At 71.0% G+C, this 13,841-nt stretch carries 15 protein-coding genes; 8 read left to right on the forward strand and 7 right to left on the reverse strand.

Annotated elements, in window-relative coordinates:
* Positions 1-28: 28 nt before the first annotated feature.
* Together ACFQW8_RS07195 and ACFQW8_RS07200 are read right to left on the reverse strand one after the other, a co-directional pair.
* Positions 29-622, reverse strand: a complete 594-nt coding sequence (locus tag ACFQW8_RS07195) for a GNAT family N-acetyltransferase (protein WP_380086298.1) — start codon at positions 620-622, stop codon at positions 29-31.
* Between the two features lie 100 nt (positions 623-722).
* Positions 723-1,460: an enoyl-CoA hydratase-related protein gene (locus ACFQW8_RS07200; RefSeq protein ID WP_380086299.1), complete on the reverse strand. Its 738-nt coding sequence runs from the start codon at positions 1,458-1,460 to the stop codon at positions 723-725.
* Positions 1,461-1,637: 177 nt separating this feature from the next.
* Here ACFQW8_RS07200 and ACFQW8_RS07205 point away from each other — a divergent pair, with 177 nt between their 5' ends.
* Both ACFQW8_RS07205 and ACFQW8_RS07210 read left to right on the forward strand, forming a co-directional pair.
* Entirely contained in the window at positions 1,638-2,264 is a 627-nt protein-coding gene (locus tag ACFQW8_RS07205; protein WP_380086300.1) for an alpha/beta fold hydrolase, read from the forward strand.
* A 49-nt stretch (positions 2,265-2,313) separates the two neighbouring features.
* Positions 2,314-2,739 (forward strand): MmcQ/YjbR family DNA-binding protein, encoded by a 426-nt coding sequence (locus ACFQW8_RS07210; protein WP_380086301.1) that lies wholly within the window; start codon positions 2,314-2,316, stop codon positions 2,737-2,739.
* A 36-nt stretch (positions 2,740-2,775) separates the two neighbouring features.
* Here the strand turns inward: ACFQW8_RS07210 and ACFQW8_RS07215 are convergent, their stop codons facing one another.
* From ACFQW8_RS07215 to ACFQW8_RS07225, 3 genes are all read right to left on the reverse strand, one after another.
* Positions 2,776-3,711 (reverse strand): N-acetylglucosamine-6-phosphate deacetylase, encoded by a 936-nt coding sequence (locus ACFQW8_RS07215; RefSeq protein WP_380086302.1) that lies wholly within the window; start codon positions 3,709-3,711, stop codon positions 2,776-2,778.
* Between the two features lie 38 nt (positions 3,712-3,749).
* On the reverse strand, positions 3,750-4,241 hold the full coding sequence (locus ACFQW8_RS07220) for a glutathione peroxidase (protein ID WP_380086303.1): 492 nt from the start codon (positions 4,239-4,241) through the stop codon (positions 3,750-3,752).
* Positions 4,242-4,303: 62 nt separating this feature from the next.
* On the reverse strand, positions 4,304-5,113 hold the full coding sequence (locus ACFQW8_RS07225; RefSeq protein WP_380086304.1) for a DeoR/GlpR family DNA-binding transcription regulator: 810 nt from the start codon (positions 5,111-5,113) through the stop codon (positions 4,304-4,306).
* A 116-nt stretch (positions 5,114-5,229) separates the two neighbouring features.
* Between ACFQW8_RS07225 and ACFQW8_RS07230 the strand changes: the two genes are divergently transcribed.
* Positions 5,230-6,138 carry an SIS domain-containing protein gene (locus ACFQW8_RS07230; protein WP_380086305.1) on the forward strand — a complete coding sequence of 303 codons (909 nt, stop codon included), beginning with the start codon at positions 5,230-5,232 and terminating at the stop codon, positions 6,136-6,138.
* Entirely contained in the window at positions 6,138-6,992 is an 855-nt protein-coding gene (locus ACFQW8_RS07235; RefSeq protein ID WP_380086306.1) for a class II fructose-bisphosphate aldolase, read from the forward strand. The genes ACFQW8_RS07230 and ACFQW8_RS07235 overlap by 1 nt, the downstream gene beginning before the upstream one ends.
* Here ACFQW8_RS07235 and ACFQW8_RS07240 read toward each other — a convergent pair.
* Positions 6,976-7,905, reverse strand: coding sequence for a 1-phosphofructokinase family hexose kinase (locus ACFQW8_RS07240; RefSeq protein WP_380086307.1), 930 nt, complete (start codon positions 7,903-7,905; stop codon positions 6,976-6,978). The genes ACFQW8_RS07235 and ACFQW8_RS07240 overlap by 17 nt on opposite strands.
* Complete coding sequence (locus ACFQW8_RS07245; protein WP_380088620.1) at positions 7,902-8,804, reverse strand: ROK family protein; 903 nt, start codon at positions 8,802-8,804, stop codon at positions 7,902-7,904. The genes ACFQW8_RS07240 and ACFQW8_RS07245 overlap by 4 nt, the downstream gene beginning before the upstream one ends.
* Before the next feature lie 279 nt (positions 8,805-9,083).
* On the opposite strand from ACFQW8_RS07245, the gene ACFQW8_RS07250 reads away from it, so the two are divergent.
* From ACFQW8_RS07250 to ACFQW8_RS07265, 4 genes are all read left to right on the forward strand, one after another.
* Positions 9,084-10,616 carry a DEAD/DEAH box helicase gene (locus ACFQW8_RS07250; protein WP_380086308.1) on the forward strand — a complete coding sequence of 511 codons (1,533 nt, stop codon included), beginning with the start codon at positions 9,084-9,086 and terminating at the stop codon, positions 10,614-10,616.
* Positions 10,617-10,759: 143 nt separating this feature from the next.
* The gene (locus ACFQW8_RS07255) at positions 10,760-12,229 is read left to right on the forward strand and encodes a glycosyltransferase family 39 protein (RefSeq protein ID WP_380086309.1); all 1,470 of its coding nucleotides are present in this window, start codon (positions 10,760-10,762) and stop codon (positions 12,227-12,229) included.
* A gap of 88 nt (positions 12,230-12,317) precedes the next feature.
* The gene (locus tag ACFQW8_RS07260; protein ID WP_380086310.1) at positions 12,318-13,250 is read left to right on the forward strand and encodes an alpha/beta hydrolase; all 933 of its coding nucleotides are present in this window, start codon (positions 12,318-12,320) and stop codon (positions 13,248-13,250) included.
* 82 nt (positions 13,251-13,332) lie between these two features.
* The gene (locus ACFQW8_RS07265; protein ID WP_380086311.1) at positions 13,333-13,821 is read left to right on the forward strand and encodes a hypothetical protein; all 489 of its coding nucleotides are present in this window, start codon (positions 13,333-13,335) and stop codon (positions 13,819-13,821) included.
* Positions 13,822-13,841: the final 20 nt, after the last annotated feature.

The raw sequence follows: 13,841 nt of genomic DNA on the forward strand, positions 1-13,841 counted from the left end.
GGCGTTCGTGGGTCCGGCGTGGCGACCATCAGGAGTCGGAGATCAGCTGTCTCCGGACCACGCGCCGTCGCAGGGTGGGCGTGGCCACGACCTCGAAGCCCGCCTCGACGAAGACCTGCACCAGCCCCACCGAGGCCTCGTCCCAGATCACTGCCTTGCCTGGCGGCGGCTCGATCGGATACCCCTCCAGGACGCGGGCACCGACGTGCTGGCCGTACTCGACGGTGGCGGCGGCCAGCTCGTAGGTCAGCGCTGACTTCCGCCAGCCCTTGCGCACGACGAAGCAGGTGACCGACCAGACGCCCTCGAGCTCGGGGTCCATCCGCATCCATGCCTGCTTCCGGCTCCACAGCCTGGGGTAGCTCTCGCGCGGCTCGACCGCGACCCACCCGGCTGGCTCCCCGTCGACGTAGCCGATCAGCCCGGAGGTCGGCCCGGCGGTGCCACAGGCGGTCTGCTCCAGCAACGCGACGTCCCTCTGCTCCTGCGTGGTGTCGCGCCAGATCCAGCCCGGCACCTTGAACGCCTGGCACCGGCACTTGTGCGCCCCACCCGTGGCGAAGACCGCCTCGACGTCCTCCGTCGCCGCTTGGTTGGCCGGGAGCCACGTGAAGTCGGGCATGAGGTGACCCTAGTTCTCAGTCGGCCGCCCAGAGCCTCGGCGCACTCGTGCCTCAGTCGAGCGCCGGGCGGTACAGCCGGCCGGTTCCGCGGACGCCGCGTCAACGCTTGAGGAAGGCCCTCATGGCGGCCTTGGCCTCGTCGCTGTTGAAGAGGCGCTCGGAGAGCTCGGCCATGTCGCCGCCCTCGGCATCGATGTGGGCCAGCAGGTTGCGGTTGAGCAGCCGCTTGGTCTCGCGCAGCCCCTGGGCCGTGCCGCGTGCCAGGTCAGCGACGACGCTGTCGACCTCTACCAAGACGTCCTTGGGCGCGACGACGCGGGAGATGAAGCCGGCCGCTGCCGCCTCGGCCGCCGAGATGCGGCGCCCCGACAGGAAGAGCTCAGACGCGGCACGAGAGGTGAGCCTGGGCAGCAGGGTCAACGAGATGACGGCTGGCGCGAGGCCCAAGCGAACCTCGGTCAGCTGCACCGTGACGTCGTCCGAGGCGACGACGATGTCGGCCGCGCCCACGATGCCGAGACCCCCGGCAACGACCGGACCAGCGAGCTCGACGACGACCGGCGTGTCCGCCGCGACGATGCGTCGCAGCATCGCGACGAGGGCAGCCGTGGCACCGCTCTGGCCCTGCGCCGCCTCCGACAGGTCGGCACCGGCACAGAAGACGCGATGCGCCGAGCGAAGGCGGATGACCCGGACCGCAGGGTCGACGTCGGCCGTCTCGAGGTGGGCAGTGAGCTCCGTGACGAGCTGCCGGCTCAGGGCGTTGCGGTTGTGCGGGCTGTCGAGGGTGATCGTCGCGACGGCATCGTCGGTGGACAGGTGGACGAGCTCGGTCATCGCAGTCTCCTCAGCAGACAGTTCGGGCGCACAGCTGCGAGGGCCATTACGGAACCCGCGCGCTCAGCGTGGCCCAGAAGTCTCAGGCAATCAAAACGCAGGGCTGTTCGTTCAACCTCAGGAGTGCCAAGTCCTTGGCGACCCATCCGCCCACCGTCCCGACTCCGAAGAGGATCCGTGGCCACCGAAGCACCCTCGCTGATGCGTCTCGACGCACCTGATACCTCGAGCGCGACCATCCTCATGCTCCACGGCGGCAAGCCGAGCTCGCGCGAGATCGTCGACGACCGCAGCGCGTCGTGGCAGCGCACGGCCTGGATGGCACGTGCGATCGCCGGACGGGCCCACGCTGGTGGCGCCGACGTGTGGCTGTTGCGCTATCGCCAGCGCGGATGGAACGGCGGTGCCGACCGCCTCTCCGACACCCGCTGGGCGCTCGCCGAGGTGCGAGCCGCGCACGGCGACCGGCCGGTCATCCTGCTGGGGCACTCGATGGGCGCACGGGTCGCTGTCCACGTCGCCGACGACCCGTCGGTCGTGGGTGTGGTCGGGCTGGCACCGTGGTGGTCGAGGTCGGAACCCGTGAAGACCCTCGCCGGGCGATCCCTCATCGCAGCCCATGGACGACGTGACCGGCTCACGTCGTTCGCCCAGACACAGCTGTTCGTCGAGCGGGCCCGCTCGGTGGCCGAGCACGCGGAGCTCGTGGACATGGGCCCACGCGGCCACTACATGATCAGCGGTGCGAGCGCGTGGAACGAGGTCGCGATCGAGTCGTCGCTGCGCATCCTCACCCCCGCCTGACCCCGCCGCCTGACCCCGGCTGTTCCCGCCCGGGTGCCAGACTCGGGTCATGACCCAGAAGTCCCGCCCGGCCACCGCGGATGACGTGCACGAGGCCGCCCTGGCGATGCCTCACGTCAGGGTCGAATGGGCCAGGGACAACCCCGTCTACCAGGTGGGCGGCAAGTCCTTCGTCTTCTTCCGCAACCCCCGCAAGGACGCACTCGACCCCGTGACGGGTGAGCCCTACGACGACGTCATCGTCATCTGGGTCGGCGGCGAGGGTGACAAGCAGGCGCTCGTCCAGGACGCTGACGGCCCCTTCTTCACGACGTCGCACTTCGACGGACACCCGTCCGTGCTCGTGCGCGCCAGCCGGCTCGGTGACGTGTCGCGCGACGAGATCGTCGAGCTGGTCCAGGAGGCGTGGCTCGCCCAGGCGTCACGGCGGCGAGCCGACGCGTGGCTCGCAGAGCACGGCGTCGGTCCCGGCTGAGTCGGGGCAGCGCCTCACTCGAGCCAGCGCAAGACCTCAGGAGGCCAGGATCGACGCCGGAGTCGTCGTCGCGGCGGTGAGGACGTCGGCCTCGGGCAGCCCCGCGACCTCGACGGCCCAGCGGACGCAGTCGGCCAGGGTCGACGTCGAGCCGGCGATCGACCCTCGGCCCGAACCTCCGTCAGCGAGCCGCGCCACACCGTCGGCCACCTCGACCTCGAGCGTGCCGATCGTGTAGGCCCCGTCGCCGAGACCCGTCGCCGCCATGGCGTCGGACACGAGCGCAATGTGCTGCGGCCCAACGGTTTCGAAGACCATCCGCACGACGTCGGCCGACAGGTGCACTCCATCGGCGATGAGCTCGACGACGCACTCTCCCCGGCCCGCCGCGGCCAGGGCAGCGGCAACGGGACCACCGGCACGGTGGTGGAAGGGCGGCATACCGTTGAAGAGATGCGTGACGAGCGGCGGACGACCGCACGTGTCCGCGATCGACGCGAGCATCGACGTCACCACCTCGGCGGAAGCGTCCGTGTGGCCGACAGCGGGGAGTATGCCGTGTCGCGCGAGTGCCGCGACCAGCTCACCGGAGCCGGTCCGCTCAGGAGCAAAGGTCCACTGCACCAACGCGTTCGGGGCACCGGCCTCGGCGCAGGTAGCCACGAGTGACTCGACCAGGGCGAGATCCGGGTCGGTGAGGACCGAGGGGTCGTGCGCTCCCCGGCGCTCCTCGGAGAGGAACGGTCCTTCGAGGTGGATGCCGGCAAGCTCACCCGAGGCCACGAGGGGCGCCAAGGTCGCGACCTGACCGATGAGGGTGTCGGGTCGGCCCGACACGAGTGAGGCCACGAGGGTGCCGACACCCCCCGCCCGGTGGTGCGCGGCAGCTCTCGACGAACCGTCCGTGTCGCGCCCGAACTCGTGCCCCAGGGCGCCGTGGCAGTGCAGGTCGACAAGAGGAGGAGTGGCCATGCTCCTCAGCCTAGGACTCGGCTGCGAGGTGCCGCGGATCAGCTCGCCGCGAGGGCCTTCTCGATGTCGGCCGTGAGGGACTCGGGCTTGGTGGTGGACCCGTAGCGCTTGATGACCTGGCCGTCACGACCGACGAGGAACTTGGTGAAGTTCCACTTGATCTTGCTGCCGAGGAGGCCACCCTTCTCGTGACGCAGCCATTCGAAGAGGGGGTGGGCGTCGTCGCCGTTGACCTCGACCTTGTCGAACATCGGGAAGCTCACGCCGTAGTTGCGCTGGCAGAAGGCGCCGATGTCGGCCGCCTCACCCGGCTCCTGGCCGCCGAACTGGTTGCACGGGAAGCCGAGGACGACGAGTCCTTGGTCCTTGTGCGCCTGCCAGAGCTGCTCGAGCCCTTCGAACTGTGGGGTGAAACCACACTCCGACGCGGTGTTGACGACGAGCACGACCTGGCCGGCGTAGTCGCTCAGGTCCTGCGGCTGCCCCTCGAGGGTGGTCGCGGAGAAGTCGGACAAGGTCTGCTCAGTCATGCACCGACCCTAGCCGCAGCCCACGGTTCTCCCGGCGACGCACCTTCACGACGCGACGCACCTCAGACGCAGTGGATGGTGGCACCGCTCTCGCGCAGCTCGGCCACCCGCGGGTCCTTGGCATCGGCGGTCGTGACGATGTGGGTGATCTGCGCGGCGTCGCAGATCTCGGTGAAGGCGCGCTCACCGAGCTTGGACTCGGCCGCCACGACGATGACGTCGCGCGCGCGCTCGACCATGAGCCGGGAGACAGCCGCCTCGTCCTCGTGGTGGCAGGTCGCGCCCTCCCGCGCGGACAGGCCGTTGACGCCGAGGATGGCAACGTCGATCCACAGCTGGCTCAGGCCGGCGGTGGCCAGGGGTCCGGTGACCTCGTAGGACTCGGGCCGTGGGATGCCGCCGAGGCAGACGCAGCGGACGTGGGGGCGCAGGACGGCCTCGACCGCGATGTTGAGGGCACTCGTGACCAGGGTGAGGCCGCGCGAGCTGAGGTCCTCACGCGCCGTGAGGCTGCGGGCGACCGTCGTCGTCGTCGTCCCACCGTTCATCGCCACAACGGCGCCGGGCTCCACCAGCGCCACCGCGGCTGCGGCGATGCGGTCGAGGTCGGAGTCGTTCTGGCTCGTGCGATAGCGGAAGGGCAGCTCATAGGCGACGGACGTCGCGACCACGCCACCGTGGTTGCGGGTGACGAGCTGACGGCGGGCGAGCTCGGCGAAGTCGCGCCGGATCGTGGCCTCGGACACGGTGAGCTGGGCAGCCGCGTCGGTGACGCTGAGGCGTCCTTCGGTGGCGAGCAGGTCGAGAATGGCCGACAGGCGAGAGGCTCGTTGGCGGGGTGCATCGCCGACCGCTGCAGTGCGCGAGGACATGGCTGGACTGTAGCGCGCACTTCACGCATTCACGTGGGGTTGTGGTGCATGACTTTGCACACTTACGCTAGGACTCAAGCAGTTTCGCGCACCCCTATCTGACGTGAGGACATTCCATGACGTTTCTCGAGCAGGAGATCGCCACCCAACCCGACAACTGGGCCGCGGTGGTCACGCGACTGCCCGAGGTGGCCGATGTGCTGCCCCGGGCGGGTGAGCGCGTCGCGACCATCGGCTGCGGCACCTCATGGTTCATGGGTCAGGCGTATGCCGTCCTGCGCGAGTCCCTGGGACAGGGCGTCACCGACGCGTTCGCCGCGAGCGAGCACCAGCTGGCGCGCGGCTACGACCGGGTCGTCGTCATCACCCGCTCGGGCACGACCACCGAGGTCATCGAGGTCGTCGAGGAGCTCAAGGCCGCCGGCACGCCCCACGTCGCCCTGGTCGCCACCGCGGGGACCGCCGTCGCCGACGCTGCCGAGTCGACGATCCTCCTGCCCGAGGTCGACGAGCAGTCGGTCGTGCAGACCCGCTTCGCCACCACCGTGCTCGCCCTGCTCCGCGCCTCTCTCGGCGAGTCGCTCGACCAGGCGATCAGCGACGCACGCGAGGTGCTCGCCGAGCCGGACTCCACGGCATACGCCGGTCTTCTCGACGTCGAGCAGGTGAGCTTCCTCGGGCGGGGCTGGACCAACGGGCTCGCCAACGAGGCCGCCCTCAAGCTCCGCGAGTCCGTGCAGTTCTGGGCCGAGGCCTACCCGGCGATGGAGTACCGCCACGGTCCGATCAGCATCGCGGCACCGGGTCGGGCGACCTGGGCGATCGGTGACGTGCCCGAGGGACTCGCCGAGCAGGTCCGCGCGACCGGCGGGCACTTCGAGCACCGTGACATCGACCCGATGGCCGAGCTCGTGCGCCTTCACCGCTTCTGCCTCGCGCGTGCTCTCGCCGCCGGCATCAACCCCGACGAGCCGCGCAACCTCACCCGGTCGATCATCCTCGAAGACGCGGCCGCCGTCGGCTGATGACCCTCTCACCACTCACTCCCCTCCTGGCGGAGGCGCGGGTGGCCGGCCGCGCCCTCGCCGCCTTCAACATCATCCAGATCGAACATGCCGAGGCGTATGCCGTTGCGGCAGAGCGCTCCTCGCTGCCGGTCGTCATGCAGATCAGTGAGAACTGCGTGCGCTACCACGGTTCGCTGGCCCCCATCGCGGCCGCGACCCTGGCGATCGCGCGGGCCTGCTCGCAGCCCGTCGTGGTGCACCTCGACCACGCCGAGGACGTCGCCCTCGTCGACGAGGCCGTCCGGCTCGGGCTCACGTCGGTGATGTTCGACGGGTCCAAGCTCTCGGACGACGCCAACCGCGAGACGACGCGCCGCGTCGTCCAGCAGTGTCACGCGGCCGGCATCAGTGTCGAGGCCGAGCTCGGGGAGGTCGGCGGCAAGGACGGGGTTCACGCCCCGGGAGTGCGGACCGACCCGGGCGATGCCGCGCGGTTCGTGGCCGACACCGGCGTGGACGCACTCGCTGTCGCCGTGGGCTCCTCACACGCGATGACCGAGCGCGTCGCCGTCCTCGACACCGACCTCATCGCTGCCATCGCGGCCCGGGTGCCGGTGCCGCTCGTGCTGCACGGGTCGAGCGGGGTGCCCGACGACGGACTGGTGTCGGCCGTGGCCGCCGGGATGACCAAGGTCAACATCGCGACCCACCTGAACCAGGTGTGGACCGAGGCGATGGTGGCCCGGCTCGAGCAGTCCGCGACGGTGGACACCCGCAAGTACCTCGGTGCGGCGCGCGATGCCGTCGCCGACGAGGCCGAGCGCCTCCTCCGCCTCCTGGCGGGCCACCAGTCCCTCAGGCGAGCTCGGTGATGTCGACGTCGCCGAGCAGGCTCTCGACGTCGGCGCGGTCGATGACACCCGCGACCGTCTGACGCACGGCTGCTGCCGACCAGGCGACGCCCACACGCAGCACCTCGGGCCAGTCGACCTCGTCGCGCGGCGTGCCGTCGAGTCCGGCCGAGATGGCGGCGGTGAGGGCATCGCCGGCCCCCGTCGCGTTGCCCGCCTCAGGCGTGCGGGGTCGGGCCTCGATGACCCGCCCGGTCGCCGTCACGAGGATGAGCCCGTCGGCCCCGCGCGAGACCAGTGCCGCCCAGGCTCCCTCGGCGACCAGGGCGTGCGCCGCCTCGGTCGGGTCGTCGATGCCGGTCATGGACGCGGCCTCCGAGGCGTTCGGCTTCACGAAGGCCGGTGTCGCGGCCAGGACCTCGCTCACCCACCGGCCCCGTCCGTCGACGACGAGCTCGGCCCCGGCTCCGGCAGCCGCAGTGCACAGCTCGACGATCGCGTCGTCCGGAGTGGACGGCGGCAGGCTGCCCGAGATGGTGAGGACATCGCCCGGGCGGCAGCTGCTGCGCACCGTTGCGGTCAGCTCGTCCCAGACCTGCTGGGGCTGGGAGGCCCCTTGCTCGTTGAGGACGGTCGCGAGCCCGTCCGCGCCGAAGACGGCCACCGATCGCCGCGTGGTCACGGGCGAGTCGACGACCCGCAGGCGCACCCCACGCTGGGCGGCGTCCTCTGCGAAGAACCCGCGGTGGCGTTCGCCCACGGGCGCGATGGCGACGTGCTCGACACTCATGCAGGCCAGTACCCCGGCCACGTTGAGGCCCTTGCCCCCGGCGTGGGTGCCGGTGACCGAGACGCGGTGGCTCTCTCCGACGTGAAGTCTCGGCACGGCATACGTGATGTCAATGGCCGGATTGGGGGTCAGGGTGAAGATCACGTGGCCGCCTCCATGGCGAGAAGGGTTGCTCCGAGGGCACCGGCCCGGTCGCCGAGGGCGGCCTGGGTGACGGTGACGCGTTCATGGCCGATGGCGTGGACCAGCCTGTCGCGCAGCGGGTCCAGCAAGGTGGCACCGGACAGCGCAAGGCCGCCCCCGATGAGGACGAGGCGAGTTCCGGCGGCCGCACAGACCGGACCGATGACCCGGACGAGGGCGTCGATCGCGCCCTGCCAGATGCGGATGGCCTCGGGGTCTCCGGCGTCGACGGCGCGGCTCAGGATCTCGGCGTCACCGTCGCGCCCCAGCTCGCGCCAGGCCCGCCCCAGGGCTGCGGCGCTGGCGACGGCCTCGAGGCAGCCATGACGTCCACAGCCGCACAGCGGCCCGTCGGGCTCGACGATGACGTGGCCGATCTCGCCGGTCCACTCCGACCCGGCCACGACGCGCCCGGAGGCGAGGAGCGCGCTCGCGATACCCGTGCCCAAGGGGACGAAGAGGGCGTCCGGTGCACCCATCGCGGCGCCGAGGTGGAACTCTGCGAGCAGGCCCGCCCTGACGTCGTGCCCCATGGCCACCGGCACGTCGAAGCGGTCCTGAAGTCGTTGTCGCAGCGGAAGGTCACGCCAGCCCAGGTTGGCCGACCACGTGGCCGAGCCGGTCGCTTCGTCGACGAGCCCCGGCACGACCGCACCCATGGCAGTGAGGGCTCCGTCGACGCCGTCGGCCCGCGCCAGCTCGAGGAGCGCCGACACCGTGTCGGTGATGACGTCGACGATGCCGTCGCCGGGCCGCTCGGGTGTGGAAGCGGTGTGGGACAACACAACTGAGCCGTCGAAGTCGCACAGCATCGACTTGACGCGGGTTCCCCCGACGTCGACGCCCGCCACCAGCCTCATTGCCACGGCGCAATACTAGGGTCAACGTCACGGCGCTCCGCGCCGCCTTCCGCACCGTGGCCAGCCCGGGCGATGCAAGAGATTGCACGCCGAGGCACTAGAGTCGTCTCAGCGGTCCGCACTGTTCTGCCTCGGATCTGCTTCTCCTTTCTCACTGTCGATGCCGATGCGCCGCGACTTCAGAGATCGACGGGGACAACACTGATGTTGGTCCTTCGTCGCGACTCGGAACGCGCCGGGCAGAACCGACTGCATCAGAACTCTCTGGAGTCTTCCTTCGTGTCCACTGACACCCGCAACACCCCTGCCCAGAACTCGGGCCACAACGCCGCCGACGACACCGCCGGCTTCGGCCGTCTCGGCGTCCCCGAAGCCCTGGTCCGCGTCCTCGCCGAGCGCGACATCCTGTCGCCCACGCCGATCCAGGCCGCGACCCTCCCCGACAGCCTCGCCGGGCGCGACGTCCTCGGACGCGGCCGGACCGGCTCGGGCAAGACCTACGCGTTCCTCCTGCCGATGCTGGCGCGGCTCGCTGCCGAGGGCGGCCGTCGTCGCCAGCCGAAGCGCCCTCGTGCGCTGATCCTTGCGCCGACCCGTGAGCTCGCCACCCAGATCGACGAGGCCCTCGCCCCGCTGGCCAAGCCGCTGGGCATCACGTCCAAGACGGTCTTCGGTGGCGTCGGCCAGGGCCCCCAGGTCTCGGCCATCTCGCGCGGTGTCGACGTCGTCGTCGCCTGCCCGGGTCGCCTCGAGGACCTCATGAACCAGGGTCACGTCAACCTCGACGCCGTTGAGATCACGATCCTCGACGAGGCCGACCACATGGCCGACCTCGGCTTCCTCCCGGTCGTCAAGCGCATCCTCGACCGCACCCCGAGCCAGGGCCAGCGCATGCTCTTCTCGGCCACGCTCGACGCGGGGGTCAACACCCTCGTCAAGCGCTACCTCTCCTCGCCGGTGACGCACGAGGCCGACTCGGCCCAGTCGCCCATCTCGACGATGAGCCACCACGTCCTCCACGTCACCTCCGACGGCCACCTGCAGGTGCTCGTCGACCTCGTCGCCGCCCCCGGCCGCAAGGTGGTCTTCACCCGCACCAAGCACCGCGCCAAGAAGATCGCCCGCCAGCTCAACGCCGAGGGCATTCCCGCGGTCGAGCTGCACGGCAACCTCAGCCAGAACGCCCGCACCCGCACCATGGACGCGTTCCACGCCGGCACGGCCCACACGCTCGTCGCGACCGACATCGCCGCCCGTGGCATCCACGTCGACGACGTCAGCCTCGTCATCCACGCCGACCCGCCGGTCGAGCACAAGGCCTACCTGCACCGATCCGGTCGCACCGCTCGCGCGGGCAACTCGGGCACCGTCGTGACGCTGATGATGGACGACCAGATCCGCGACGTCCGCGACCTCACCCGCAAGGCCGGCATCAAGCCGACCACGACCAAGGTCAACGCCACCCACCCGCTGCTCACCGAGCTGGCTCCGGGCGAGCGCACCTTCCCGGGCGCGTTCATCGTCCCCGGCGCCTCCACCCAGGGCAGCGGTCAGCGGAGCGGCGGTGGTGGCGGTCAGCGTTCCGGCGGCCCTCGCAGTGGCGGTCGCTCAGGCGCCCCCCGCACCGGCGGCCCTCGCTCCGGTGCCCCTCGCTCTGGTGCCGCACGCGGTGGCTCGTCCACCGGTGGCGGCCAGGGTGCAACCGGCGGTCAGCGTTCCGGCGGGCCCCGTCGCTCCGGCGGCCAGTCCGGTGGTCGCAGTGGTGGCGGCGCAGCGACCTTCTCGTCGCAGTCCCGCGGCTACCGCGGCTGACCCCAGCACGAACCCTTCGGCATGCCGTCCGCGCACACCCACGCAGAGCGTGGGACCCGGCGCGGACGGCATACCTGTGTCATTGCGTGCCCAACCGCCCCATTGGGTGACGAAGGGACGGAGGGACCTGCCAGCATGAGCTGGTGAGAGTCCCGCGGGGTGCGTTCGTCACGGCCCTGGTGCTGGGCGTGGTCCTCGTCGCCGTGGGCGGCCGCTACGGATACCACCGCGACGAGCTCTACTTCATCGAGGCCGGGCATCACCTCGCCCCCGGGCAACCCGACCAGCCGGTCCTCGTCCCGATCCTCGCCGCGGCCTGGCACGCCGTCGTCGGCGGGCACCTGTGGGCCTTCCGCATCCTCCCGGCCGTCGCCGCCGCGCTCACGACGGTCATCGCGTCACTCACCTGCCGCGAGCTCGGCGGCAGCAACCGTCACCAGGTCGCGGCCGCCGTCGTCACGGCCGTCACCTCGATCGTCCCCGGCACCGGACACCTGTTCTCGACGACGACGTTCGACCTGCTCGGCACGGCCACCACGATCTGGCTGCTCATCCGCGCCCTCCAGAACCCGCGACTCTCCTCCTGGCTCCTCGTCGGGCTCGCCGCGGGCATCACGGCCGAGGTCAAGGTTCTCGTCCTCACGGTGCTCGCGGCCTGCGCCGTTGGCATCGTGGTCACCGGGCGACGTCGGGCCCTGCTCGCACCCGGTCCGTGGTTGGCCGCCGCCCTCGCAGTGCTCCTGGCAGCACCGTTCCTCCTCTGGCAGGCGTCTCACGGCTGGCCCATGAACGAGGTCGCGGCAAGTGTCGCGGCCGGCGGATCGACCTCGTCGGCCGAGCGCGCGACCGTCATCCCGCTGTCGTTCCTCATGGTGGGGCCGTTCGTCTCGATCCCCTTCGTGCTCGGACTGGTCCATCTCTGGAGGCGGCCGCACCTTCGGTGGCTGACGATCGCGTATGCCGTGTTCCTCGCCTTCGTCGTCGTCTCCGGTGGTAAGGCCTACTACCCGGCCGGCTTCTTCCCTGCTGTCCTCGCGGCCGGAGTCATGCCCGCCCTCGACTGGCTCGACGCGCGCCACCGCACCCGCCTTGCAGCCGTGGCCCTCGCCGTCGTGTCCATCCCGACCGCGTTCTTCTCGCTGCCTCTCGCGCCGCCGGGCTCGCCGGTGTTCGAGGTGGCGACCGCGGTCAACCCGGACACGGGCGAGACGGTGGGCTGGCCGGCATACGTCGACACGATCCGCGAGGTGAGCCGAGCGCTCCCGGACCGTGGGAACGCCATCGTCCTCGCCCGCAACTACGGTGAGGCCGGCGCGATCAGCCTGGCGCGGCGGCAGAGCGACGCCGATCGCGAGCTGCTGCCGCCGGCCTACTCCGGACACAACGGCTACGCGGAGTGGGGGCCACCTCCCCCCGTGGCGACGACGGCGATCGTCATCGGATTCTGGCCCGAGCCCGAGCTGGCGTCGACGTTCGAGACGTGCACGATCACTGCCCGGCTCGAGTCACCCGCCGACATCGACAACGAGGAGGACGGCGCCCCGGTGCGCCTCTGTCGCGGACTCGTGCGGCCGTGGAGCCAGTCCTGGGGCGACCTCACGCGCCTCGCCTGACGGCCGGACTCCTCACATCCCGGCCCTGCGACCAGAACCGACGGGTAGCGTCGGCCCCGCGAACCCGCCTCACTCACAGGAGCCTTCAATGGAGTCGAGCACCCTGGCCGTCAGCGCCCAGGACGGTACCCCGCTGCACGCCCACCGGTGGCTGCCGGACAGGCCGCCACGCGGCGTCGTGCAGGTCGTGCACGGGATGGCCGAGCACGCCGCGCGCTACGAGCGGTTCGCGGTGGCGCTGACGGGCGCCGGCTACGCGGTCTACGCCAACGACCACCGCGGTCACGGCCAGACGGCCTCGGCTGCCGACCACGGCTACTTCGCCGACCGCGACGGGTTCATGACGGCCGTCAGCGACCTGAGCTCGGTGAGCGAGTTCGCCCAGGCCGAGCACCCCGGCGTGCCGCTCGTCCTCTTCGGGCACAGCATGGGGTCGTTCCTCAGCCGCGCGTATGCCGCCCAGCACGGCGCGCGGCTGGCAGCCCTCGTCCTCAGTGGCACCGCGGGCGACCCCGGTCCCCTGGCCTCCGTCGGCAAGCGGCTGGCTGCCGTCCAGGCTCGGCTCCGTGGGCGACGCCACCCGTCCGGCCTCATGAACACCTTGACCTTCGGCCAGTACAACACGAGGTTCAAGCCCAACCGCACCGACTTCGACTGGCTGTCGCGGGACGAGGCCGAGGTCGACAAGTACGTCGCAGACCCCTTGTGCGGCAACGTGTTCACGGCTGCCTTCTATGCAGACCTGCTCGGTGGGGTCCAGCAGGTCAACGGCAGAGGTGCGTTCGCCGCCGTCCCCCGGGACCTGCCCATCCTCCTGATGTCGGGCGAGCTCGACCCCGTGGGCGACGAAGGCAAGGGTCCGCGCGAGGTCGGCGACAAGTACCGCCAGGCCGGCGTCACCGACGTCACCACGACGATCTATCCCGAGGCTCGCCACGAGCTTCTCAACGAGACCAACAGTGACGAGGTCACCGCCGACGTGCTCGCGTGGCTGGACGAGCGCCTGCCCACACGCGACTGACGCGGCGCGGTATCTGGACCGCGCATGCGACCTCCTCCAGAGTGACGTCCGGACCCGGACGCCATGACTCGCAGGAGGAAGCATGCCCACTGCACATGACGCCGTCAGGGTGATCGCTCGTGCCCGCATCAGCTCGTCGTCGGACCGCCTCGAGTACCTGGCGCACTTCGACGACAGGATCTGGGAGCTCGCCGGTGGCGGGCCCCGCGGGCTTCGCGACCGCATCAGCCCCGTGGCCCTCAACCCCCAGCCACTCCCGCCGGTCGACGCCGGACGGCTGCTGCTCCAGGTGATGGCGCGCGGCATCATCGTCATCGGTGGCCGCGACGGTGACGCCCGTGAGGCGTTCATGGCGGACATCGAGGACTGGTGCGGGACGGGTTGGCCGCGGCGCTGGCCCCAGCCGTCACCGCCGGCTCGTGACGCCCACCTGCGCGAGCAGGCGATCCCCGAGACCCTCCTCGGTGGCGCGCTGGCCGCGGCCGAGCTGTCGGCGAGCTATCGCGAGGGCGAGATGCAGGACTTCTTCGCCAAGGTGGCCGACCAGCTGACCGACGCCGCCCTGGGCTGAGCCGGTCCGCCCCAGCTCCT

It is taken from the genome of Knoellia altitudinis (genome assembly GCF_042666355.1).
GTDB classification, from domain to species: domain Bacteria; phylum Actinomycetota; class Actinomycetes; order Actinomycetales; family Dermatophilaceae; genus Knoellia; species Knoellia altitudinis.